This is a genomic window from [Mycobacterium] stephanolepidis (assembly GCF_002356335.1).
GTDB classification, from domain to species: Bacteria; Actinomycetota; Actinomycetes; order Mycobacteriales; family Mycobacteriaceae; genus Mycobacterium; species Mycobacterium stephanolepidis.
The window spans coordinates 2,665,814-2,689,877 of the sequence record NZ_AP018165.1; the positions used below are offsets into that span (position 1 = coordinate 2,665,814).

At 63.5% G+C, this 24,064-nt stretch carries 26 protein-coding genes; 14 read left to right on the forward strand and 12 right to left on the reverse strand.

What is annotated here, in order from left to right:
• Nucleotides 1-20 precede the first annotated feature (20 nt).
• Both trxA and MSTE_RS13195 read right to left on the reverse strand, forming a co-directional pair.
• Nucleotides 21-374, reverse strand: a complete 354-nt coding sequence (trxA, locus tag MSTE_RS13190) for a thioredoxin (RefSeq protein WP_096501827.1) — start codon at nt 372-374, stop codon at nt 21-23.
• A gap of 43 nt (nt 375-417) precedes the next feature.
• On the reverse strand, nt 418-1,545 hold the full coding sequence (locus tag MSTE_RS13195; RefSeq protein ID WP_096501829.1) for an NADH:flavin oxidoreductase: 1,128 nt from the start codon (nt 1,543-1,545) through the stop codon (nt 418-420).
• A 52-nt stretch (nt 1,546-1,597) separates the two neighbouring features.
• Here MSTE_RS13195 and MSTE_RS13200 point away from each other — a divergent pair, with 52 nt between their 5' ends.
• The gene (locus MSTE_RS13200; RefSeq protein WP_231896876.1) at nt 1,598-2,359 is read left to right on the forward strand and encodes a DUF5666 domain-containing protein; all 762 of its coding nucleotides are present in this window, start codon (nt 1,598-1,600) and stop codon (nt 2,357-2,359) included.
• 110 nt (nt 2,360-2,469) lie between these two features.
• A complete protein-coding gene (locus MSTE_RS13205; protein WP_096501831.1) occupies nt 2,470-3,237 on the forward strand; it encodes a DUF5666 domain-containing protein in 768 nt (255 codons plus the stop codon).
• Here MSTE_RS13205 and MSTE_RS13210 read toward each other — a convergent pair.
• The 7 genes from MSTE_RS13210 to MSTE_RS13240 are packed head-to-tail and all read right to left on the reverse strand — an operon-like array spanning nt 3,234 to nt 9,505.
• Nucleotides 3,234-3,578, reverse strand: a complete 345-nt coding sequence (locus tag MSTE_RS13210; RefSeq protein ID WP_096501833.1) for a metal-sulfur cluster assembly factor — start codon at nt 3,576-3,578, stop codon at nt 3,234-3,236. The genes MSTE_RS13205 and MSTE_RS13210 overlap by 4 nt on opposite strands.
• Complete coding sequence (sufU, locus tag MSTE_RS13215) at nt 3,575-4,042, reverse strand: Fe-S cluster assembly sulfur transfer protein SufU (RefSeq protein WP_096501835.1); 468 nt, start codon at nt 4,040-4,042, stop codon at nt 3,575-3,577. Before sufU ends, MSTE_RS13210 begins: the two co-directional genes overlap by 4 nt.
• Nucleotides 4,039-5,322: a cysteine desulfurase gene (locus tag MSTE_RS13220; RefSeq protein WP_096501837.1), complete on the reverse strand. Its 1,284-nt coding sequence runs from the start codon at nt 5,320-5,322 to the stop codon at nt 4,039-4,041. The genes sufU and MSTE_RS13220 overlap by 4 nt, the downstream gene beginning before the upstream one ends.
• A 2-nt stretch (nt 5,323-5,324) precedes the next feature.
• Nucleotides 5,325-6,113: a Fe-S cluster assembly ATPase SufC gene (sufC, locus tag MSTE_RS13225; protein ID WP_030093468.1), complete on the reverse strand. Its 789-nt coding sequence runs from the start codon at nt 6,111-6,113 to the stop codon at nt 5,325-5,327.
• Between the two features lie 15 nt (nt 6,114-6,128).
• On the reverse strand, nt 6,129-7,295 hold the full coding sequence (gene sufD / locus MSTE_RS13230) for a Fe-S cluster assembly protein SufD (protein WP_096501839.1): 1,167 nt from the start codon (nt 7,293-7,295) through the stop codon (nt 6,129-6,131).
• A 3-nt stretch (nt 7,296-7,298) separates the two neighbouring features.
• On the reverse strand, nt 7,299-8,726 hold the full coding sequence (sufB, locus tag MSTE_RS13235; protein ID WP_096501841.1) for a Fe-S cluster assembly protein SufB: 1,428 nt from the start codon (nt 8,724-8,726) through the stop codon (nt 7,299-7,301).
• Entirely contained in the window at nt 8,723-9,505 is a 783-nt protein-coding gene (locus tag MSTE_RS13240; protein ID WP_096501843.1) for a helix-turn-helix transcriptional regulator, read from the reverse strand. Before MSTE_RS13240 ends, sufB begins: the two co-directional genes overlap by 4 nt.
• A gap of 133 nt (nt 9,506-9,638) precedes the next feature.
• On the opposite strand from MSTE_RS13240, the gene mptB reads away from it, so the two are divergent.
• From mptB to MSTE_RS13265, 5 genes are read left to right on the forward strand one after another with little or no spacing between them, the layout of a single operon-like run.
• Nucleotides 9,639-11,399, forward strand: coding sequence for a polyprenol phosphomannose-dependent alpha 1,6 mannosyltransferase MptB (gene mptB, locus MSTE_RS13245; RefSeq protein ID WP_096505835.1), 1,761 nt, complete (start codon nt 9,639-9,641; stop codon nt 11,397-11,399).
• Nucleotides 11,341-12,240, forward strand: coding sequence for an ABC transporter ATP-binding protein (locus MSTE_RS13250; protein WP_096501845.1), 900 nt, complete (start codon nt 11,341-11,343; stop codon nt 12,238-12,240). Before mptB ends, MSTE_RS13250 begins: the two co-directional genes overlap by 59 nt.
• Nucleotides 12,237-13,031 (forward strand): ABC transporter permease, encoded by a 795-nt coding sequence (locus MSTE_RS13255; RefSeq protein WP_096501847.1) that lies wholly within the window; start codon nt 12,237-12,239, stop codon nt 13,029-13,031. Before MSTE_RS13250 ends, MSTE_RS13255 begins: the two co-directional genes overlap by 4 nt.
• Before the next feature lie 3 nt (nt 13,032-13,034).
• Entirely contained in the window at nt 13,035-13,478 is a 444-nt protein-coding gene (locus MSTE_RS13260; RefSeq protein WP_096501849.1) for a YybH family protein, read from the forward strand.
• 59 nt (nt 13,479-13,537) lie between these two features.
• Nucleotides 13,538-14,800, forward strand: a complete 1,263-nt coding sequence (locus tag MSTE_RS13265) for a TetR/AcrR family transcriptional regulator (RefSeq protein ID WP_096501851.1) — start codon at nt 13,538-13,540, stop codon at nt 14,798-14,800.
• Here MSTE_RS13265 and MSTE_RS13270 read toward each other — a convergent pair.
• Genes MSTE_RS13270 through MSTE_RS13280 form a run of 3 tightly spaced genes read right to left on the reverse strand, consistent with a single transcriptional unit; the run spans nt 14,762 to nt 16,101 of the window.
• A complete protein-coding gene (locus MSTE_RS13270; protein WP_096501853.1) occupies nt 14,762-15,673 on the reverse strand; it encodes an oxygenase MpaB family protein in 912 nt (303 codons plus the stop codon). The two genes, MSTE_RS13265 and MSTE_RS13270, sit on opposite strands and share 39 nt — an antisense overlap.
• 15 nt (nt 15,674-15,688) lie before the next feature.
• Complete coding sequence (locus MSTE_RS13275) at nt 15,689-15,889, reverse strand: hypothetical protein (RefSeq protein ID WP_096501855.1); 201 nt, start codon at nt 15,887-15,889, stop codon at nt 15,689-15,691.
• Nucleotides 15,877-16,101: a hypothetical protein gene (locus tag MSTE_RS13280; protein WP_096501857.1), complete on the reverse strand. Its 225-nt coding sequence runs from the start codon at nt 16,099-16,101 to the stop codon at nt 15,877-15,879. The genes MSTE_RS13275 and MSTE_RS13280 overlap by 13 nt, the downstream gene beginning before the upstream one ends.
• A gap of 284 nt (nt 16,102-16,385) precedes the next feature.
• Between MSTE_RS13280 and MSTE_RS13285 the strand changes: the two genes are divergently transcribed.
• The 7 genes from MSTE_RS13285 to MSTE_RS13315 are packed head-to-tail and all read left to right on the forward strand — an operon-like array spanning nt 16,386 to nt 24,054.
• Nucleotides 16,386-17,264 carry an MlaE family ABC transporter permease gene (locus MSTE_RS13285; protein ID WP_231896877.1) on the forward strand — a complete coding sequence of 293 codons (879 nt, stop codon included), beginning with the start codon at nt 16,386-16,388 and terminating at the stop codon, nt 17,262-17,264.
• Nucleotide 17,265: 1 nt separating this feature from the next.
• On the forward strand, nt 17,266-18,123 hold the full coding sequence (locus MSTE_RS13290; RefSeq protein WP_096501860.1) for an MlaE family ABC transporter permease: 858 nt from the start codon (nt 17,266-17,268) through the stop codon (nt 18,121-18,123).
• 2 nt (nt 18,124-18,125) lie between these two features.
• The gene (locus tag MSTE_RS13295; protein WP_096501862.1) at nt 18,126-19,643 is read left to right on the forward strand and encodes an MlaD family protein; all 1,518 of its coding nucleotides are present in this window, start codon (nt 18,126-18,128) and stop codon (nt 19,641-19,643) included.
• Nucleotides 19,640-20,695: an MlaD family protein gene (locus MSTE_RS13300; RefSeq protein ID WP_096501864.1), complete on the forward strand. Its 1,056-nt coding sequence runs from the start codon at nt 19,640-19,642 to the stop codon at nt 20,693-20,695. The genes MSTE_RS13295 and MSTE_RS13300 overlap by 4 nt, the downstream gene beginning before the upstream one ends.
• Complete coding sequence (locus tag MSTE_RS13305; RefSeq protein ID WP_096501866.1) at nt 20,688-21,734, forward strand: MCE family protein; 1,047 nt, start codon at nt 20,688-20,690, stop codon at nt 21,732-21,734. Before MSTE_RS13300 ends, MSTE_RS13305 begins: the two co-directional genes overlap by 8 nt.
• Nucleotides 21,731-22,855: an MlaD family protein gene (locus tag MSTE_RS13310; RefSeq protein WP_096501868.1), complete on the forward strand. Its 1,125-nt coding sequence runs from the start codon at nt 21,731-21,733 to the stop codon at nt 22,853-22,855. Before MSTE_RS13305 ends, MSTE_RS13310 begins: the two co-directional genes overlap by 4 nt.
• The gene (locus tag MSTE_RS13315) at nt 22,855-24,054 is read left to right on the forward strand and encodes an MlaD family protein (RefSeq protein WP_408645790.1); all 1,200 of its coding nucleotides are present in this window, start codon (nt 22,855-22,857) and stop codon (nt 24,052-24,054) included. Before MSTE_RS13310 ends, MSTE_RS13315 begins: the two co-directional genes overlap by 1 nt.
• Nucleotides 24,055-24,064 lie beyond the last annotated feature (10 nt).

A 24,064-nucleotide genomic window follows, 5' to 3' on the forward strand; every position in this document is an offset into this window, starting at 1 on the left:
GCGGTACCCCGCGGGTCGTGTTACGCCTCTTGTTCGCGCAGTGCTGCCTCAACGTCGAGATCGCGGACCTTCTGCACCAGGTCGGCCAACGATGCCGGGGGCAGCGCACCGGCCTGGTTGAACACCAGCTGGCCCTTCTTGAACACCATCAGCGTGGGAATGGACCGGATGTTCGCCGCCGCCGCCAACGCCTGCTCAGCCTCGGTGTCCACCTTGGCGTGGATGACGTCGGGGTTCTCCTCCGAAGACGCCTCGAACACCGGCCCGAACTGGCGGCACGGTCCGCACCAGGACGCCCAGAAATCCACGAGCACGATGTCGTTGTCGTGGACCAAGTCGTTGAACGCGTCAGCGGTGATGTCACGTGTTGCCATGTTGTCCTCAACGTTGCCGGGGTGCGTGATGTTCCACGGGCGCTCAGTACAGCGCGGCCAGGGCCTTGCCGATGTTGAATCCGACGAACTCGTTCTGCCTGCCGGCACGCAGCTTGTTCACCCAGTCGGGATCCGACAACAGCGCGCGGCCCACAGCGATGACGTCAAACTCGTTGTTGGCAAACTGTCGCAGTACCGCCTCGACAGGTGCGGGCTCGATATCCCGGACCTCGGTGGGTTTGAACTCCGTCTGCAATCCCACGGAGCCGACGGCGATGGCCGGCAAGCCCGTGACACGTTTTGTCCAGCCGGCAAGACTCAGCTCTCCATCGGCGCCTGGCAGATCCGCGAAGGCCGGTATGTAGTGGCGACGTGTGGATGGGTGGAAAACGTCCACGCCTGCCTCGACGAGCGGTGCGAGCAGACGTTCCAACTCTGCCGGACTATCGGCCAGGGTGGCCGTGTAATCAGCCTGCTTCCACTGTGAAAACCGGTACAGGATAGGGAAATCGGGTCCGACGGCGGCACGTACCGCACGCACCACCTCGACCGGGAAGCGCACTCGATCGACGGCCGAGCCGCCATACCCGTCGGCCCGAACGTTGGTGCGCTCCCACAGGAACTGGTCGAGTAGGTAGCCATGTGCACCGTGTAGTTCGACGGCGTCGAATCCGGCCGCCTTGGCGTTGCGGGCCGCCGTCGCGTATTGCTCCGCAAGCGGGGCAAGTTCACCGGTCAGCAGCGCTCGGCCCAACGGGGAAGCATCTCCGGCCAGACCCGACGGGCTCACCGACTCCACCTGCGGATTGAATTCCGGATCGGCGCCGCGCTCGACGCCCTGGTGCCACAGCTGGGCGGCGATCGCCGCCCCCTCCTCGTGCACGGCATCGGTCACGGCCGTCCATCCCGCCAGAGCATCGTCGCCGATAAGGCGCGGAACGCTAGCCTGACCGCCCGCGGCGTCGTCGGGAATGAAGACGCCCTCGGTGATGATCAACCCAACACCTCCGGCAGCACGGCGGCGGTAGTACGCCGCCACGTTCTCGCCCGGGACACCGCCGGGTGACGCCGATCGCGTCATCGGCGCCATCGCGAATCGATTGGGTGCGGTCAACGATTTCACGGTGAACGGTTCGAAAAGGGGCGCTACGTCTGGTCTCACGTCGGTCACGAGGTGTCAAACTACGCCGACGCCTGATCCATTCCGGATAACGTGGTCAACCATGTCACCAAATCTCCGGCCACGGCCTACGTTGCTAGTGATCGTCGGAGTCGTGGTGTTCTCCAGCGCGGCATGCGGCGGGTCCGTGGACAAACCTGGCCAGCCATCGGCTGCCCCCGCCTCGACCACCGTCATACGGCACGCAGGTGGGCACGACAGAGCCGGCGGATTGATCTCCTCGGTGGCGGGGCACACGGTCCAGGTGACCAACCCCGTGGGCAGTGTCGATATCGACTTCAACACCATGACCAAGCTCACCGAGGTGCACCCCGCGGATCTGCCGGATGTGATCGTGGGCAGCTGCGTCAGCGTGCAGGCGACGGCCGGTGCAGATGAGTCGGACCAGGCCACGGCGCAACGGGTGCTGATCAGTGCGGCCGAGGACAACAAATGTGCGATGGAGACACCGCCCGGCGGCGCACCACCTCCCGGCATACCGCCGGGGCCACCACCGGGCGGCGCGCCCGAGGGTTCACCGCCCCCGTTCGGCGGCCCCAGCGTCCAGGGTGCGGTCGCGTCGCTCAACGGCAGCACCATCGTGGTGGCGAACACCGATCCCAGCGGGGCGTCGGAGATTCAGACCAACGTCACGGTGACCGCCGACACCCGTTACGACCAACGGCAACCCACTGAGACCACTGCGATCATCGCCGGCAAATGCGCGGATGCACACGGCACGAAGGACGCCGACGGGGTGCTGCAGGCCACCAAGATCGACCTGGGCCCGGCAACCGACGGGCGATGCGGACCTCCTCCGCGGTAGATCCGATCTGGCATCCGCAATACACAGCAACTTCTCACGCATGCCGGAGCGCAACCTCAGCCCGCGCCAGCACGCTGAGGTGTCTCATTCATCGACCATGGAGAACACCGATGCCCCCACACCAGACACCCGCCCCACCACGGTTCGCCCGCGGCGCACTGTTCGCACTCGCCGGACTCACCGCGCTTTCGGTGGCCGCATGCGGCGCGCCTACAAACACCAACGGCACATCCGCGGATTCATCGGCACCGGCTACCTCCTCGGCGGCACCGCACGGTGAACACAGCGGGAAAGACCACGTAGCCGGGCTCATTGCCTCGGTCTCGGGCAACACCATCCAGGTGACCAAGAAGGACGGAACCGCCACCGTCGGATTCGGTCAATCCACCAAGATCTCCGAGATCACTTCGGCGCAATTGACGGACGTCACCACGGGCAGCTGTATCGCCGCCATGGCCCAACAGGACTCCAACCCGCCGACAGCCCGCCGCGTGATGATCTGGCCGGCCGAAGACGGCAACTGCACACCGGCGCACAAGAAGGATTCACCGGAGTCTTCCCCGGCCCCGACATCGGACAAACGCGCCGAGCATCAGGCTATTCGCGGGACAGTCTCCGCGGTCAGCGGGAACGCGATCACCGTGTCCGCCACCGACCCGAACGGCGGGGCTGCCACCCCGACGACGGTAACGGTCAACAACGACACCGCCTATGCCAAGCGTGCTCCGGCGGCCCAGAGCGCGATCGCGACAGGCAGGTGCATCGCCGCACACGGCGCCGATGACGCATCGGGCAATCTTCAGGCTGCGACGATCACCCTTCGCGCCGCACGGGACGGCTCATGCGTGGGCGACCAGGAAGGCCGCCACCAGCACTAGACGGTGAAGCCGAGGGCCCGGAGCTGCTCCCGACCATCGTCGGTGATCTTGTCCGGGCCCCACGGCGGCACCCAGACCCAGTTGATCTTGATCTCGTTGACCAGTCCGGCGCCCACAAGCGCGTTACGCGATTGGTCCTCGATGACATCGGTAAGCGGGCATGCCGCCGAGGTGAGCGTCATGTCGATCGTGGCGACCTTGCCGCTCTCGCTCTCTTCGACGTTGAGCCCGTACACAAGCCCCAGATCTACGACGTTGATACCCAGCTCGGGGTCAACAACATCACGCATTGCCTCTTCGAGATCTTCGAGGAGCTTCACTTCCGCGGACACTTCGGTCATCGCTTCACCTTCTCAGTAGTGCCGCTGGTCGCGGCGTCTGCCTGCACGAGAGCGTCTTTGAATGCCATCCATCCTAGGAGCGCGCACTTCACACGGGCCGGGTACCGCGAAACTCCCGCGAAGGCGACTCCGTCACCGATGATGTCCTCGTCTCCGTCGATGGTGCCGCGTGAGGAAATCATCTCGTTGAACGAGGCCACCGTCTTGAGTGCCTCATCCACGGTCAGTCCGATCACCTGATCCGTCAGGACCGACGTCGCGGCCTGACTGATCGAGCAGCCCTGTCCGTCGTAGGACACATCGGCGATTCTGTTGTCATCCAGGGTGACTCGCAGGGTCACCTCGTCACCGCAGGTCGGGTTCACGTGGTGTACCTCGGCCGCGAACGGCTCACGCAGCCCGCGATGATGCGGATGCTTGTAGTGATCCAGGATGACTTCCTGGTACATCTGCTCGAGTCTCACAGGAACGATCCCCCGTCGCTCCGCTCGCCCAGGAAGAACTCCTGTGCACGACGGACGCCTTCGACCAATCGGTCGACTTCGTCCAGGGTGTTGTAGACCGCGAAGGAGGCACGTGCGCTCGCCGCGATCCCGAAGCGTCGATGCAGTGGCCAGGCGCAGTGATGCCCGACCCGTATCGCCACACCCTCGTCGTCGAGCACCTGACCCAGATCGTGCGCGTGGATTCCATCCACCACGAAGGAGACCGCGCCTCCGCGGTCGACGTTCTCCGTGGGACCGACGATACGAACGCCCTCGACACTTCCGAGCCCGGCGAGCGCGGCCGATACCAGCTGATGTTCGTGCGCGGCAACAGCTTCCATGCCAATCGCATTGAGGTAGTCAACGGCAGCGCCAAGGCCGACCACCTGCGAGGTCATCGGCACACCGGCCTCGAATCGCTGCGGCGGCGGCGCGTAGGTGCTGACCTGCATGGTCACCGTCTCGATCATGGAGCCACCCGTGATGAACGGAGGCATGGCTTCCAACAGTTCGCGACGGCCGTACAGCACGCCGACACCCGAGGGACCGAGCATCTTGTGCCCTGAGAACGCCGCGTAGTCGACGCCCAGTTCACGGAAGTTCACGGGCATATGCGGGACGGACTGGCAGGCGTCCAACACGACAAGGGCACCAACGGATTTAGCGCGGCGCACCAGCTCGGCAACGGGAGCCACCGCACCTGTCACGTTGGACTGGTGCGTGAAGGCGACAACCTTGACGGCGCCCGTGAGCTCGAGTGAATCCAGATCGATTCGACCGTCATCGGTGACGCCGTACCAGCGCAAGGTGGCGCCGGTACGGCGGCAAAGCTCCTGCCAGGGAACAAGATTCGCGTGGTGCTCCAGCTCGCTGATGACGACCTCGTCGCCCGGGCCCACCGCACGGTCGAACCGGCTGTCACCGAGGGTGTACGCCACCAGGTTCAGCGATTCGGTGGCGTTCTTGGTGAAGACGATCTCGCCGTCATCGACACCCACGAAACGAGCGATGGTGTTGCGTGCGCCCTCGTACGCATCGGTGGCTTCTTCGGCCAGCTGATGCGCGCCACGATGAACCGCCGCGTTGCGCTCGGTGAGGAAGACACGTTCGGCATCGAGAACCTGGATGGGCCGTTGCGAGGTTGCACCGGAATCCAGGTACACCAACGGCTTACCGCCACGCACCGTCCGGCTCAGGATCGGGAAGTCATCCCTGATCTCCGAGATCCGAGTGGTGTCCAGCGGCACCGTGGCCGTCACGGTCAGGCTCCCACCGCTTGGTGGGGGTCCCGCCCGCTTGCGGGGGCAAAGCGCACGTAGCCGTTCTCCTCCAGCTCGTCGGCCAGCTCGGGACCGCCCGACTCGACGATGCGCCCGCCGACGAAGACGTGCACGAACTGTGGCTGGATGTAACGAAGAATCCGGGTGTAGTGGGTGATCAGCAGCACGCCGCCGTGCTCGCGCTCCGCGTAGCGATTCACGCCCTCGGACACAATCCGCAGGGCGTCGACGTCAAGGCCGGAGTCCGTCTCATCCAGGATGGCGATCTTCGGCTTGAGCAGACCCAGCTGCAGGATTTCGTGGCGCTTCTTCTCGCCGCCCGAGAAGCCCTCATTCACACTGCGCTCGGCGAAGGCGGAGTCGATCTCCAACTCCCCCATCGCTTCCTTGACTTCCTTGATCCAGTGGCGCAGCTTCGGGGCCTCGCCGCGCACAGCGGTGGCGGCGGTGCGCAGGAAGTTCGACATCGAGACGCCCGGCACCTCGACCGGGTACTGCATGGCCAGGAAGAGACCGGCGCGCGCTCTTTCGTCGACGGACAACTCCAGCACGTCCTGCCCGTCGAGGGTGATAGACCCCGATGTCACCTCGTACTTGGGGTGTCCGGCGATGGCATAGGACAGCGTGGACTTCCCGGAACCGTTGGGGCCCATGACCGCATGGGTCTCCCCCGAGTTCACGGTCAGGTTGACTCCCTTGAGGATCTCGATGGCCTCGCCCTCGTTGGGCGAGATGCTGACGTGCAGGTCCTTGATTTCCAGAGTGGTCATTGAGTTGCTTTCTATCTACGAGTTGGTCTGGGCGAGTTCGTTTTCGACGGCCGCGGTGAGGCGGTCGCGCACTGACTCGATCCCGATCCGGCCAATAATGTCCTGGAAGAAGCCGCGCACCACCAGTCGGCGCGCATCCTCCTCGGCGATACCGCGCGAGCGCAGGTAGAACAGCTGCTCATCATCGAATCGCCCGGTGGCACTGGCGTGCCCGGCCCCGGCGATCTCACCGGTCTCGATTTCGAGGTTGGGCACGGAGTCGGCCCGAGCGCCGTCGGTGAGGATCAGGTTGCGGTTCAGTTCGAAGGTGTCGGTTCCGGTGGCCTCGGCGCGGATGAGCACGTCACCGATCCAGACCGTGTGCGCGTCGGGCTTATCGGAAGCCGGATCACCCTGCAACGCACCCTTGTACGTGACATGGGAACGGCAGTTGGGCTGAGCGTGATCGACCAGCAGCCGGTGCTCGAAGAACTGGCCGTCGTCGGCGTAGTAGAGACCGAGCAACTCGGCGTCACCTCCCGGCGCACCGAACCGGACGGTGCCGGTGAGACGGACCAGATCGCCACCCAGGGTGACCGCGATGTGGCGCAGTACCGCATCCTTGCCGAGCTTGGCGTGATGTGCGCAGACATGCACCGCGTCATCGGCCCAGTCGGCGATCGAGACGACGGTGAGCCGGGAGGCGTCGTCGAGCACGAATTCGACGTTCTCGGCGTACGTTCCACTGCCCCGGTAGTCGATGACCACAACCGATTCCGAAAGCTCGCCGGCCTGAACCTGGGTGTGCCCGTAAGCCACCTGCCCGGCACCGGGACCGGTGACCGTGATCTCAATCGGGTCCGCGGCCACCGCCTGCTTGCCGACGGAAATGACGGTCGCCTTCGAGAACGACGAGTACGCCTGTGCGGCAACCCGGTCCGACGGGACACCGCCCCGGCCGAGCCGCTCGTCGGTGCGGTCCACGGTCTCGACCGTCACACCGTCAACAGCGGCGACGGTGACCGTCGGCTCAGCGGTCGCGGTGGCACTGCCGTCGTGCAGACCACGCAACCGGCGCAGCGGGGTGAAACGCCAGAGCTCGTCACGACCGCCGGGCACTTCGAATGCGCTGACGTCGTAGGAGCTGAACAGCTCACCCTTGTTGACAGCCGTACCCTCTACGGCTTCAGTGAGATTCGACATGCCTTAACCGACCGCACCTTCCATTTGCAGCTCGATGAGACGGTTGAGCTCAAGCGCGTACTCCATCGGCAGTTCCTTGGCGATGGGCTCGACGAATCCGCGCACCACCATGGCCATCGCCTCGTCCTCGGTCATACCGCGGCTCATCAGGTAGAACAGCTGATCGTCGCTGACCTTGGAGACGGTTGCCTCATGCCCCATCGTGACATCGTCTTCGCGGATGTCGACGTACGGGTAGGTGTCGCTGCGGCTGATCGAGTCAACCAGCAGCGCATCGCATTTAACGGTTGAACGGGAGCCGTACGCCCCCTTGTTCACCTGGACCAGGCCACGGTAGGAGGCCCGCCCACCACCGCGCGCCACCGACTTGGAGACGATGTTGCTCGACGTGTTCGGCGCCAGGTGCAGCATCTTGGCGCCGGTGTCCTGGTGTTGTCCCTCGCCCGCGAACGCCACCGAGAGCACCTCACCCTTGGCGTGCTCACCGGTCATCCACACAGCCGGGTACTTCATGGTGACCTTGGAGCCGATGTTGCCGTCGACCCATTCCATGGTGGCCCCCGCCTCAGCCCGCGCACGCTTGGTGACCAGGTTGAACACGTTGTTGGACCAGTTCTGGATGGTCGTGTAGCGGCAACGCCCACCGGCCTTCACGATGATCTCCACCACGGCCGAGTGCAACGAATCTGACTTGTAGATCGGTGCGGTACATCCCTCGACGTAGTGCACGTAGGCACCTTCGTCGACGATGATGAGCGTGCGCTCGAACTGGCCCATGTTCTCGGTGTTGATGCGGAAGTAGGCCTGCAGCGGGATATCGACCTTGACGCCCGGCGGCACGTAGATGAACGAGCCACCCGACCACACGGCGGTGTTGAGCGCGGAGAACTTGTTGTCCCCGGCCGGGATGACGCTGCCGAAGTACTCCTTGAAGATCTCCGGATGTTCGCGCAGGCCTGAGTCGGTGTCCAGGAAGATCACCCCCTGGGCCTCCAGGTCCTCACGGATCGAGTGATAGACGACTTCCGACTCGTACTGTGCGGCGACACCGGACACCAGACGCTGCTTCTCGGCTTCGGGGATACCGAGACGGTCGTAGGTGTTCTTGATGTCAGCGGGCAGGTCGTCCCATGTGGCCGCCTGCTTCTCGCTGGAGCGCACGAAGTACTTGATGTTGTCGAAATCGATGCCATCAAGGTTCGATCCCCAGTTGGGCATCGGCTTCTTGTCGAAAGTGCGCAGCGCCTTCAGGCGGACATCGAGCATCCACTCGGGCTCGCTCTTCTTCGCCGAGATGTCACGCACCACAGCCTCGGACAGACCGCGCTGCGCACTGGCTCCCGCGGCATCGGAGTCCGACCAGCCATAGCCGTAGTTGCCCAGTGACGCGATCGTCTCGTTCTGGGTCAGCACCTCACGCTCGAGGGTCATCGTGACTCCTTACTGGTCGTTGTATCTGACGCGGGGCTGGGCGCCAGAGTTGTCGATACGTGCAGCGGAATATGCGTCGTACAGGCACAGTCACCGTTGGCGATGGTGGCTAGCCGCTGTACATGTGTTCCCAACACCTCGGCGAAGGCCTGCTGTTCCGCCTCACAGAGTTCGGGGAACTCAGCGGCCACGTGCGATACCGGGCAGTGATGCTGACATATCTGCACACCGCTGGAGGGTCCGCCGGCTGCGCCGACCCGCTGGGTGCTCGCCGCATACCCGGCCTTGGTCAGGGCCGCGGCCAACTGATTCACCGTGGCCTCGGTGTCGTGAAAGGGTCCACCGGCGACGACATCGCTCAGGATCGAGTCAATCCGACGGCGCGCGAACACGCGCACCGCATCGTCGCCGCCGATCTCGCGCAGCTGACGCATGGCGGCAGACGCGAGGTCGTCGTAGGCGTGATTGAGCTTGGCGCGACCATCCGCGGTGAGCTGGAACCGCTTGGCCGGGCGGCCTCTGCCGTTGTGCTGCCATGCGGCCGCCGGATTCGAGATGGCGTCCCCGGCCTCGATCAAAGCGTCGAGGTGACGGCGCACACCCTGGGGCGAAAGACCGAGCCGTTCGCCAATCTCACCGGCGGTGACCGGCCCGGACTCCATGAGCAGCCGCACCACGGCCACCCGCGTCTGCCCGTCATGAGACACGGCCGGGGCAGCGTCCAGCACCTGCGACGTCGCCGCAGCAGACGCCACCACAGAGGGCTGGCCGAATTTCACAACACCAGTGTGACGCAATTCAGAATGCCACGTCTAGCAAGGGTTACCTATGTTGATCGCCGCCGAACCGGCCGGACAGGCCCTGCCCGGCCGGTTCCACGGAGCCGGCATGACGGGCCGATACGCTGCTCGCGTGTCGGTACGTGGTCAGTGGCTGAGCTCGTCGCTGTCGCATCTGCATGATGACGAACGTTCCTCGGCCCCGCTCAGTGAGCGCGAGCTCACGGCCATGAACCGAACTCGGCTGTTCGGCGCGACGGGAACCGCCCTCATGGCCATCGGCGCACTCGGCGCCGGCGCACGTCCGGTGATCCAAGACCCGATCTTCGGCGTTCGGCTGCTCAACCTGCCCTCGCGCATTCAAACGGTGTCACTGACGATGACGACGACCGGCGCGGTGGTGATGACGCTGGCCTGGCTCATGCTGGGGCGATTCGCCATCGGCAGCCTGCGCAACAAAAACGCCAACGGCGAGCGCGGCCCGGTGCGCAGGATGTCCCGCGGCCAGCTGGACCGGACCCTGCTGCTCTGGATTTTGCCGCTGCTCATCGCGCCGCCGATGTACTCCAAGGACGTGTATTCGTACCTGGCCCAGAGCCAGATAGCGCGCCTGGGCAAGGATCCGTACACCGAGGGCCCAGCGGTCGCCCTTGGCCTGGATCACGTGTTCACCCTGTCGGTGCCCAGCATGTGGCGAGAAACACCCGCCCCCTACGGTCCCTTGTTTCTGTGGATCGGCAAGGGCATCTCGCGGCTCACCGGCGATGACATCGTCGCCGGAGCACTGTGTCATCGGCTCGTCGAACTGCTCGGGGTGCTGTTGATCATCTGGGCAACACCACGTCTGGCCCAGCGCTGCGGCGTCGCGGAAGTCAGTGCGCTCTGGCTCGGCGCCGCGAATCCGCTGCTGCTGATGCATCTGGTCGCCGGAATCCACAATGAAGCGCTCATGCTGGGCCTGATGCTGGCAGGCACCGAGCTGGCCATGCGCGGTGTCGACTCGACACGTGCCCTTATCGGAGTGCGTACCGAATGGGCGACCTGGGTGCCGCTAGGCAATCTGCTGGCCGGCACGGTGCTGATCACCGCGTCATCGCAGGTCAAACTCCCTTCACTGCTGGCTCTGGGGTTCGTCGGCATGGCGCTGGCGCGCCGGTGGGGCGGTGGCGTCCGCGGGCTCTTCCACGCCGGAGCATTACTGGGCACCATCACCGGCGCCTGCACGGTTCTCATCGGATTCGCCAGCGGACTCGGGTTCGGCTGGGTGTACACACTCGGCACCGCCAACGCCGTCCGCAGCTGGATGTCTCCGCCCACGCTCGTCGCGCTGGGCACCGGGCAAGTCGGCATCCTGCTCGGCCTCGGTGATCACACCACCGCGATCCTGTCCCTGACCCGCGGCATCGGTATCGGCATCATCGGTATCGCGGTGTCCTGGCTGCTGCTCGCGGTGCTACGGGGGCGTCTGCACCCCGTCGGCGGGCTAGGTGTCGCCCTGGGCATCACGGTATTGCTGTTTCCGGTGGTCCAGCCCTGGTACCTGCTCTGGGCGATCATTCCCCTGGCCGCCTGGGCCACCCGCCCGGCGTTCCGCGGGACGGCAATCGGCATCACGCTGCTCGTGGGCATTTTCGGGCCCACCGCCAACGGTGACAGGTTCGCGCTGTTCCAGATCATCGACGCGACCGTGGCGAGCGCGATCATCGCGCTACTGCTCATCGCTATCACGCACGACTATCTGCCGTGGCGTCGGCTGCCTAACGGTGACAAAGACGCGCCGCTTACGCTGACTGACCGTGACGCAACCACCGACAAGGACGGTACCGCCGGTGCGGATGCGGTCGGTGACGAAGCGATACGGGACAACGACAGCACTCCACAGCCTCGACCTTGAGGTAGAGCAGGCCCAGGTCTTTGCGCTGCTCGGCCCCAACGGCGCCGGGAAGACAACGACCGTCGAACTGTGCGAGGGCTTCCTGCATCCCGACGAAGGCACCGTTGAGGTGCTGGGCATGGATCCGGTTGCGAAGAACTCGGCGGTGCGCGCGCGTATCGGCGTCATGCTGCAGGGCGGCGGCGCCTACCCCACCGCCCGGGCCAGCGAAATGCTCGGCCTTGTCGCCTCATATTCGGCCAATCCGCTTGACCCACAATGGCTTCTGGATACGCTCGGGTTGACCGACGCCGCCCGCACTCCGTATCGACGGCTGTCCGGAGGACAACAACAGCGCCTCGCGCTGGCGTGCGCACTGGTGGGCCGGCCCGAGCTGGTCTTCCTCGACGAGCCGACAGCCGGGATGGATGCCCACGCCCGGTTGGTGGTGTGGGAGCTGATCGACTGCCTGCGTCGTGATGGCGTATCGGTGGTACTGACCACGCACCACATGAAGGAGGCCGAGGAACTGGCCGACCAGCTCATGATCATCGATCACGGTGCCGTGGTGGCAGCCGGTACACCCTCGGAGCTGATGCAGACCGGGGCGGAGAACCAGCTGCGCTTCTCTGCGCCGCCACGACTGGACCTGGCACTGCTCATTTCGGCGCTGCCCGAGGGATACAAGGTGGCCGAGGCCACTCCCGGCGAGTATCGCGTCGAAGGCGTGGTCGACCCGCAGGTTCTGGCCACGGTGACCGCGTGGTGCGCGCGGATGGATGTGTTGACCACCGACCTGCGCGTGGAGAAACGCAGTCTCGAGGATGTGTTCCTGGAATTGACCGGCAGGGAATTGCGATGACCGACACCACACCCCGTTTTGACCCGGGTACGTTCACACCGGATCCGCGTGCCAGCGCGGTGCACACCATGCTCTTCGCGCAGTTCTGGCTGGAGCTCAAACTGCTGCTGCGCAACGGCGAACAGCTGCTGCTGACCATGTTCATCCCGATCACGCTGCTCATCGGGCTGACCTTGCTGCCGCTGGGCCAATTCCCCGGCTCGCGTACCGACATCTTCGTGCCCGCCATCATGGCACTGGCGGTGATCTCCACAGCCTTTACCGGGCAGGCCATCGCTGTCGGGTTCGATCGCCGGTATGGCGCTCTGAAACGCCTGGGCGCCACCGCGTTACCGGTGTGGGGCATCATCGCCGGCAAGGCGCTGGCCGTGGTGACGGTGGTGGTCCTGCAGGCCGCTGTCATAGGCGCCATCGGCGCTGCGCTGGGCTGGCGCCCGCATCCGGTCGGACTGCTCCTCGGTGCGGTGGTCATCGCTCTCGGCACCGCGACGTTCGCAGCGATGGGACTGCTACTCGGCGGCACCCTGCGCGCGGAAATTGTGCTCGCCCTGGCGAATCTGCTGTGGTTCATCTTCGCCGGGCTCGGGGCGTTGACCCTGGAGGACGGGCGCACCACCGACGCGATCCCCCATGCCGTGGTGCTTTTGGCGCGACTCTCCCCCTCCGGTGCGCTCTCGGAGGCGCTGGCCGCCGCCATGACGCTTTCGGTGGACTGGTTCGCAATCGCCGTGCTCGCGGTATGGGGCTCGCTCGCCGGATACGGTGCGCTGCGCTGGTTCCGGTTCACCTGAGCCATGCCTGATATCGCGGCAGCTCTGGACCGCTTCGTGGCTGCGTTCAACACCAACGAGCTCGACGTGGTCATGCAGCACTTCGCCGAGGACGCCGAGTACCTGCCGGGCGATGGATCTCGCCACGTGGGTCTGGCCGCCATTCGTCGTGAATTCGAACCGCAGTTCCGCGGCGCCTATGGCGCGATGACATTCGATGAACACGACCGGATCATCGACGCGGCCGCACGTAAGGCCACCATTCGATGGACCTGCCGACACGACATCCGTTCGCGCCGGTCGGCGGGGTGGGTGTTGGGTTTGGTGACGCGCATTGGGGCGGTGGTGCTTCCACGGTTCGGCTGGGAGGGGCTAGACGTCTTTCATTTCGACGACGACGGCAAGATCACCGGCAAGTACACGTATTCGAACTACCTGCTCCCGCGCATCAGCGGCCGGCTCGGCTAGCCGGGCGATTTCCGCTCTGTTGCCACGTACTTCGCGTGTCCTCAACTACCGTAGAGACCATGTCCGCCTCCCGCCGGCCGCAGCCCGCCGAATCGGTACGGCGCCGCCCCAAGGATCGCAAGGTCCAGATCGCGAAGGCGTCATCCGATGCCTTCAGCGAATCCGGCTATCACGCCGTGAGCATGGAGGAAATCGCATCGCGCGTGGGCATCTCGGCACCGGCGCTCTATCGGCACTCCGCAAGCAAATACGACTTGTTCCGCGACGCGGTATTGGGGCTGGGACGCTGCCTCGTTGACGCCACTGACCTTCTCGCCGACGCCCACGCCGACCCGCGAGAGACACTGCGCGCCTTGGTGGACGGACTCATCGAGACCACGATTGCCCACCGCACGGCAGGAGGCCTTTTCCGCTGGGAGGGAAGGTATCTCAAGGATGAGGACCAGATCGAGCTCTCCAATCAGATCAAACTGGTCAATCGGCGCATACAGAAGCCCCTCGGATCCATCCGACCCGCATTGACATCTCATGAACGCTGGACACTGTCGTCTGCGGCATTGAGCGTCATCGGCAGCATCACCGATCATCGGGCGACATTGCCCATTCCGGAAATCCGAACTGTCCTTGCCGAACTCGCCGAGTCGGTGCTGTACACGGAACTGCCTACACCACCGCCGCACGACACCATTCTGCCCCCGGCGCCACCGGTGACGATCGACGCGGGCCCCTATGAGATGTTGCTGCATGAATCGATGCGGCTGTTCAACGTGAACGGCTACCGCGAAACCAGCATGGAAGACATTGCGACAGCCATCGGCATTCCGGTGTCCGGCATCTATCGTTACTTTCCCAGCAAGGCAGATATGCTCGCAGCCTCGTTTCGTCGTGCGGCAGACCGGATTTCCGGGGATGTATCCCGGGCGCTGTCCGAGACGACAGCTCCGGAGGCCGCACTGGGCAAGCTCGTGGCGGGATACGTGGCGCGTTCATTCGAGCGGCCAGAACTCGGATACGTCTACTACACCGAACGCATCAATCTCCCTGCCGCAGAACAGGCGATCCTGCACCATGTTCAGCGCTCCACCGTCGAATCCTGGACCAAGCTGTTGCTGTCCGCACGGCCCGAGATCACGCCCGGGCACGCGCGCTTCGCGGTCCACGCCGGCTTCACGCTTGTCGTAGACCTGGGCCGGCTGGTTCAGTACGACAACACCGAACACGCGCGGGCCAGCGTGCGGTGTCTGATGGAGGCTGCGCTCCTCGGCAGACCCATCATGGCGGGTTCAGATGAGCGGCCTGCCGGTACGCAATCTCCAACGTAGATCTCGCATGAGCAAGCTGTAGTTCATGTTTCGCAGATATCGCGGAATGAAGCGGTTCACAAATGAGACGAACAGAAACAGATGCTCGAACCGCCGCCTGTCGTCGTCCGTCCATTCCAGGCCCATCTGCTCACGGAAAACCGGAGCGAGAAACCCTATGGTTAGAAAGCGCAACAGCGGTGCCAGCAGCTTGCGCATGGGCCAGTTGATCATTCGTAGGTCGATCAGCTTCATCGCGTAGTCGCGGATGTACCCGTCGAGCTTGACCCGTTCACATGCGATGTTCCAGTAGGTATCGAAATCCGCTCTGGTTGAGGGCCATTGGTCCTCAGTAACTTGCAGAGTGGTCCCGATCGGCATCGCCTTCTGGAAGAAGTACTCGGCCTGCCCGTCGGTCATCTTGCCGTGCAGCAGTTGGTAGGTGTCCTCGTAGAAGATGAACAGACACGCCGCCACCCACAACTGCAGCTCTCGGTTGAAGGCGTTGTAGTCCACCGGGCTATGTTCGGTCGATCGCACCTGCCGATGAGCGACGTTGACGGCGTCGCGGTACGCGTTTCGCTCCACTTGGCTTCCCAAGACTGCGACGGCGAGGTACTGCGCCGTGGTACGCAGACGCTTCCAGGGGTGTTTCATGAGACTGCCGGACTCGACCCTGCTTTCGGCAACGCCGTATCCCACTTCCGGCCAACACATCTGCATGACCACATTCGCCGCGGCCCCGGCCGCCGACCAGAAATCGAGTGCCTGCGTGGGGTCGACCTTCTTCTTATTCACCCAACGCGGGGTGTACTGAGTGATCTGTATCCGTGTCTGATCGGTGGTGAGGCGGGGCCTCACCCCGGGAGGCATCTGAACATATTGCGTTGGCATGGTTTATCTTTCCTCTCAGCGCAGGCTTGCCAGCCACATCTGTAGCAGCACTAGAAGTCCGCCCAACGCCGCCGTTCCGGCGACGACGAGACAGACGAATGAGACCCATAACCCAATTCGCAGTATCGGATTGACCTGACGACGGCCCCCCATGATCTGAACGATGATCACCAGGACATCGATGATCCATACCAACCCCATCATCAGGTCATGCACACATTCGAGAAGGTGAGCACGGGCCAGCAGACAATCGAGCCGAGAAACGAGATCACCAGATCGATCCCGTCGAGCTCCTTGAGGTGCGATGTGTGCGTGAGTGTCCACACCACACCGATCAAGCCGTAGGGAATCCCGATGATGATCAGTGTCCCGAGGAACTCGGAGACCTTCATCTCGTAGTTCAGTATCCGGTTGAGCTTGCTCAACATTGCTGGAACATCCTCTCCGACATCCCGGCACCACTACACCGGTAGTAATCCGCCATCCTTCATGTTCTCAGTAGTTCACATGCCGATGAACGCGTCTGCACGATATTACTGCATGTGAAATGCCAACATATGTCGTTCCAAAGATTTAAGTTAATGATAATTCTTCGAAGAATCTATTGACCACACTTTGGGGACATCCCTAGAGTGTGGGCCACGGAAGACTGCAACGGAGCCGCCTGCACTGTTGCTGTCTAACCCGTCAAGGGAAAGTCGGGGATAAGACTTTGAGTGATCCAGCAGTGGAGTTCGCGCCGACACAAGGAGTGAAGGCTCCGGCCGGCAGCGTCGCGACGATCGAGGATTGGGCCGTCGGCTACGTCCGGCGTCATCCTTTGGCAGCCGTGACGACCGTCGGCGAGCAGTTCGTGATGGCCGTACACACCGTGCAGTACTTCTTCATCGACGTGGCCTCCGGGCGGTTCCCATGGCGTGAGTTCATCCGCCAGGGCGCATTCATGGCATCGACGGCTGTGCTTCCCACGATCCTGATCGCGTTGCCGCTAGGAGTCACACTGTCGATTCAATTCGCGCTGTTGGCAGCACAAGTCGGTGCCACCTCGCTGGCCGGCGCCGCCAGTGGTCTGGCGGTGATTCGGCAGGCCGCACCACTCGTGGCAGCGATGCTGATGGCCACGGCAGTCGGTTCGGCGATCACCGCCGACTTGGGTTCGCGCACAATGCGTGAAGAGACCGATGCCATGGAGGTCATGGGGGTCTCGGTCATCCGCAGGTTGGTGGTCCCCCGGTTCGCCGCCTCCATTCTGGTGGCGCTGCTGCTCACCGGCGGAACCTGTTTCGTCGGCTTCCTGGCGGCCTACCTGTTCAATGTGTACGCCCTGGATGGCGCTCCAGGAAGTTTCGTGTCGACCTTCTCGTCCTTTGCCACCACCGGCGACATGATCGTGGCCCTACTCAAGGCGGTCATCTTCGGCGCCCTGGTGGCGGTGATCGCATGCCAGAAGGGTCTGGCGACTCAGGGCGGCCCGATCGGAGTGGCCAATTCGGTGAATGCCGCTGTCGTGGAATCGATCTTGATCCTGATGGCCGTGAATGTCGCCATCAGCCAGTTCTACGTCATGCTGTCTCCACGTACGGGCCTGTGACGTGACGGCATCGCGTCACATCCCCGGACCGCTGCGCCCCTTCCGGCGGGCTCAAGACGCCGGCGCGGGACCGATCATGCAACTCGGGCACATGCTCACCTTCTTCGGCGAAGCGCTCGCCGGAATTCCGTTCGCGTTACGCCACTACCGCAGAGAGTTCGTGCGCCTGCTCTCCGATATCTCGTGGGGAAACGGATCCATCGTCGTTGGCGGCGGTACCGCCGGCGTGGCGGTAGGGCTGGGGATGCTTGCCGGCGCCTTGATCGCCATCGAGGGTTACGCCTTCCTCGACCTGCTTGGGCTCGGTCCGGCAACGGGATTCATCTCGTCACTGGTGAACACCCGCGAACTGGCGCCGTTGATGGCCTCACTGGCGTTCGCGGTGCAGGCCGGTTGCCGGTTCACCGCCCAACTCGGCTCGATGCGCATCGCCGAGGAGATCGATGCATTGGGCGCCTTGGCCATCCGCCCCATCCCCTATCTGGTCACCACCCGGTTGATGGCCTCGGTCGTCGCCGTCCTGCCCCTGTACGTGGTATGCCTGGCCACCAGCTACCTGTCCTGCCAGCTCATGGTGATGGTTCTCGGCAATACCTCCACCGGCTCCTATCTGCACTACTTCACCATGATGCTCAGCGTGCAGGACGTCATCTATTCGGTGATCAAGTGCATCATCTTCGGCTGGATCGCCTCGACCATCCAGTGCTACTACGGCTTCTATGCCACCGGCGGTCCCGAAGGGGTTGGCGTCGCGGCAGGGCATGCGATTCGATCCACCATCACCGCCGTCGTGATGGTCAACATGCTGCTCACGATGGCCCTCTGGGGTGTCGATGCGGGCGCACGGTTCGGAGGCTGACCGTGCGTAACCCGTTCGAATTCGATGGCCGCGGCCCGAACACACGCCAATTGCTCATCCGCGGCGGCATCGTCATCACGTCCCTCGCGATAGCAGTGGCCCTGCTGCTCATGAAATCGACTGGCCGCCTGGATGACTACGTCGATGTGGTGGCCGAGCTCGAAAATGTCGGCGACGGTCTGCCCAGGAAATCTGATGTCAAGTATCGGGGCGTGCTCGTCGGTGCGGTCCACGACGTCACCCCAGCGGTCGACGGCAAGCCGAACTACGTGCGGATCCACATAAAGACGCTGTACGCAAAGAACATTCCGTCGACCGTCACCGCGCGGGTCGTGCCCAGCAATGTGTTCGCGGTGTCCTCGGTGCAGCTGGTCCAGAACGGGAACGCGACACCGATCCGCGCCGGGGCCCGCATCCAGGAAGACATCACATTGCCGACGGTGCTGTTCCAGACCACCATCAGCAAGCTGCGCGATGTACTGGCCGCCACCGGTCGTGACCGAAACGACAACACTGTGGGCATCCTGGCCGCGGTGGGGGCTGCCACCGAGAACCGAAGGGCCAGACTTCTCACCGGCGGCGCCCAATTGAACCGACTCATTCAACAGCTCGACAGCATCGTCACCACTGATCCTGGTCCGTCGACCGTCTCTGCCCTGGTCGATGCGGCGGCCGGACTACAGGGCACCGCTCCTGACCTGGTCGATGCGTTGCATCAGGCGGTCAGACCGATGCAGACATTCGCCGAGAAACGCGCACAACTGAAATCGATGGTCGCCAGTGCCGACTACACCTTCGGCACGGCTCGAGAAGCCATCGACAACCACGTCGACCAGCTCATCCGGATCTCCGCCGAGCTTGGTCCGGCCCTTGGCGTTATCGCGAAAAACCGCAAGCAATTCGTCCCGATCGCAGTGCGAACCAAGATATTCGCCAACAAGTTCATCCAGGAGGCGTGGAATCCGGAGAATGACAGCGCGACTCTGCGCGGCATCCTCTCCTTCACGCCCTCCACTACCTATACCCGCGCCGATTGCCCTCAGTACGGCGAGCTCAAGGGCCCGAGCTGCTTCACCGCACCGCAAATCGTCGTACGTCCAGACCTACCGGAAGTTCTCCTCCCACAGAACTATCAGCCGCCCACGAACTTGACGCCACCACCGGGGACGAAGATCGGCCCCGACGGAAATCTGATCGCGGTGGAACCGCCACTGATCAATCCAAATCCCGCACGCGCCGATCCCAACCCACCGCTGCCCTGGTGGACCGGCCCCGCTCCCCGGGTACCGGGCACCGCGGACCCGGCCGACGCTCCCCCGCCTCCCCCTCCGGCGCAGTCAGTCCCAGCCGCCCCTGCCTCCTATGGCGGAAACGTGGGTCCGGTGGGCGGCGCCGAGGAGCGGGCTCAGCTCGGCCTGATCACCGGCGAAACAGCTACTACAGCAACACAACTACTGCTCGGACCGTTGGCGCGCGGCACCACCGTATCCCTGAAGAAATCACACGAAAGCGGGTCATGAAGGTACGCGGCGCGTTTGTGGGCCTTGCCCTTTTCACAACGGTTTGTCTTGGTCTTACCTGGTTGGTTTATGTCTCGTTGCGGCGCGATATCTCCGGGTCGACGACGCCCTATCAAGCGATGGTGTCGGACGTATTCGGTCTGCGTGAGGGCGATGACGTCAGGATCGCCGGCGTGCGGGTGGGTCGCGTCGAAAAGGTGGAACTCGACGGCGATACGGCAAAAGTCTCATTTGTCGTACAAAACGACCAGCACGTGTTCGGGAACACCGTTGCCTCTGTGACGTACCAGAACATCATCGGGCAGCGCTATCTCGGTCTGTCGATGGGCAACACAGGCAGCCTCGATCCGCTGCCCGCGGGCAGCACCATCCCACTGGAACGGACCGAGCCCTCATTCGATGTCGGCAGACTGCTACACGGATATGCGCCCCTGTTCAGCACCCTGGATCCCAAGCAACTCGATAACCTCACCAATGGCGTGGTCGCCTCATTACAGGGCGATACTGCCGCGATCCCCACACTGGTGAACCAAACCACCAGCCTGACAAGGATTGTCGCAGGTAAGGACGAATCCCTTGACCAGGTCATCACCAACTTGGACGCGGTGTCCGGCATCCTCGCCGAACAGGACGGCAGCCTTGATCAGATCTTGACCCAGACCCGCCAGATGATGTCCTCGTTCAACGCCAAACGCCCCGAACTTGTGGACTCACTGGGTTCATTCCGCCATGTGGCCCAACGGCTCTCCACGATCAGCGACATCATCGATCCGCCACTCAACGACCTCATCAACCGTCAGCCCGGCGTGGCCCGGCACATGGTGGGCATCGAAAATCAAACCGCATTCCTGGGAAGCAACCTGCCGTTGATTCTCAAGGGCGTCGCCCGGATAACCCAGAGCGGCTCCTACGTGAACATCTATGCGTGTGATCTCAATGCGCTCGGATTCTTTCCGGGGTTGAACGTCGTCGTCCCGATCATCGTGGATGCGGCAACACCGGGAAACAAGACCCAGCACACACCCAAGTGCAGGAGCATGGCCAATGGTTAACAGCGCACGGTGGCGGCGTCCCATTCGACGCCCGTTGGACTCGTACAACAAAACATGGATCGGATTCATCGCGATCGGGTTGGTTGTCGCGGTGATGGGCGGATTGCTCCTGGTCAAGACCGCCGGACTCGGATACCGGCACTACACAGCGCAATTCGCACAAGCCGCCGCCCTCCACACGGGCAACATCGTCACGGTCGCGGGTATCCCGGTCGGTGAGGTCACCAGTATGCGACTGGCCCGCGATCACGTGGAAGTCGGTCTGCGTGTACGTGACGACGTCCCGCTGGGCGCCGAAACCAGGGCGATTATGAAGGTCACCACCATCCTTGGTTCGCGATACCTGGAGTTGCGGCCGGGACGCAGCGGCACGGTGGCGCACGGAATCATCGACCTGGCGCATACCGAGGTCCCTTACGACCTGCAAGACACGTTGGCCGACGTCACCACCACATTCGGCGAGACCGATACCGACCAAATCGCCGCCTCGCTCGGCACGTTGGGTAAGCAGCTGGAGGGCCTACCGCCGGTCATCCCGCAAGCCATGGATGACCTGCATCGCCTCTCCACCATCGTCGCTCACCGGCGAATCCAGATCGGGTCGCTGCTGGCCAACATCGACACAGTCAGCAGCACCCTGCGTCGCCAGCAGTCGGGCGTCGGGACGCTCGTCCGGCAGGGGCAGGACCTGCTGGGCGAATTCGTGGTACGCCGCACCGCATTTCACGCACTGATCCAATCAACCACAAAGCTGGTGGCATTCCTGAGCAAGGTAGTGGTGGACGACCAGGCCAGCATCGAAGACCTGATCCGGGACCTGAATCACCTGTTGGGGTTGCTGTCGGACCACGACGACTTGGTGCGCAACATCCTGCAGATCGCCCCGGTCACCGCACGCAATGTCACCAACGCCTTCGGGTATGGCAACGCCTGGGAAGCCAACGTCACCAATGGGCTGCTGGTGGACTCGTGGATGTGCGCAATCAGCGGCCGGGCACAGCAATTCGGCATGCTCGAGTACTTCAAGGACTGCAAGTGAAAACTATCCCGCGATGGACCATCATCGCTGTCCTCATCGCCGGTCTGGTGGTGGCTGCCACTCTGGGCGTTATCGGGTGGCGCTACATCAAACCGTATGTGAACACCATGACGATCACGGCGCAATTCGAAAGCGTCTCGGGACTGTACGTCGACAACCCGGTCTCCGTGCTGGGCATGCCGGTGGGGCGGGTTGCCGCCATCAACCTCAAGGGCGGCTACGCCGAAGTGGTGCTGGCCATCGACGAGGACGTGCAGATTCCAGCAGACGCTCAGGCGGTGACGGTGTCTACGTCGATTCTCACCGACAGACATATCGAGCTCACGCCGCCCTACCGCGGCGGCCCGACGTTGAAAGAGAACGACACCATCGGACTACCGAACACCAAATCACCCATCGAATTCGACCGTGTGCTAGGCATTCTCGACAAACTGTCAGGTTCGCTGCGCGGCGACGGCAAGGGGCAGGGACCGCTCGCTGATCTGGTGAACAACAGCGCCGCGATAGCCGACGGCAACGGCGGGCAGATGAAATCAGCGGCAGATGCACTGTCAAAGGCCTTGCGCATCACCTCCGAAGACGGCGGTGCGCTCACCCGCGAGCAGCTGACCACCATCATCACCAACACCAGCTCGCTGTTCGACGCCGCTGCCAAGAACGACCAGACCCTGCGTGACTTCGGTTCCAGCGTGCGGCAACTGAGCCAGATCGTCGCCGACGAGGATTTTGGTTCGGGAGAGACGGGCCACACCCTCAACGCCATCATTGAGAAGGCCGGTGCCATCGTGGAGAGGAACCGCAACAACTTCGCACAGAGCGTGCAACACGGAAACACGGCGCTGCAGTCGTTGACCGACCACCAACGCGAGGCCTCCGAGCTCTTCGACGTCCTCCCGCTGATGTCCGACAATCTCTACAACGCCGTCGATCGGAACAACGGGAGTATGCGTGCGCACATCCTTGTCGACAAGGTCCTCTTCGATACCCAATTCGCTAAGGAGATATGCAATCTCATGGGGCTGCGCCAGCTCGGTTGTAGCACCGGAACGCTTCAGGACTACGGGCCTGACTTCGGATTGACCTACATGCTCGACGGCCTCGCGGCGATGGGGCAGAAATAGTGAAGCAGTCTGCCGCCCTTAGTGTTCTGCTCACCGGCGCCCTTCTCTCCGGATGCGCCACCAATGGCCTGGCCAGCCTCCCGCTGCCGGCGCCGAGCGCCGGCAGCGGTGGGTACTCGTTGACCGCGTTGTTCACCAACGCTCTCAATCTCCCCGATAGAGCCAAGGTGAAGCTGGCCGGCGCCGATGTCGGTTTTGTCGAGTCGATGCTGACCCGGAATTACGTCGCCGTCGTCACCTTGCGCATCATGGACGGAGTACGACTCCCCGCCGGGAGCACCGCACAACTGCGCTCCGCCACCCCGCTCGGCGACGTATTCGTTTCTGTTGCAACGCCGTCCGATGGGCGATCCACCGACCCCTTACTGAAAGAGGGCGACACCATCGGGCTGGATTCAACGGCCGCCGCATCGACGGTGGAGTCCGTGATGAGCTCGGCAGCCCTCATGATCAATGGCGGTGCCGTGCGCAACCTCACCGACATTGTGAACGGTCTCGGTAAGGCAACCGGGGATCAAGGGCACGCTTTTGGAAACCTCATCAACGACTCCAACCGGCTCTTGGCGAAAATCGACGCACGCTCAACACAACTCGACGCGGCCATCACCAACGTTTCGCAACTGTCCATGCGACTGGAGAACAAGCGTACGGCGCTGGCCGAGATGATGAAGGCTGCGGGCCCCGCCACCGAAACCGTCTCGGAGAACACCCGGGGAATCATCGACCTCGCACTGCAAGTCGGCGGCGCGTCGCGGCAGTTGTCCAAGTTTCCCTCGATCGCGGGGACCGACCAGGGGACGCGTAGCGTCGTTGCGGATCTCAACGATGTCGCGGGGGCACTCAATGATGTGGTGGTCAGCCCCGACACCAAGCTCTCGGACCTGAGCCGTCTGCTCCCGATCCTCGTCAAACTGACCTCGGGCGACTCGCTGCCTCTCAATGCCCAGATCGACAAGATCGCACTCGGATCCATCCCCGATATCGGGTTCACGGGGGACCCCGGCTTCCACGGCCCGAAACGATACGACTGGGCCAAGCTCGCCGGTTCGATCAAGTACACGCTGTGGCGCCTGCAGGAACGGGTCGTCGGGCAGGGCCCGGACAGTCCGATGGGTGCAGCCCCCATCCCACCAGCACCCATACCGCCATCGCCTGATGCCCCGGTTCCATCCGCACCCGAACAAGGCGCACCACAATGACCACAAGCAT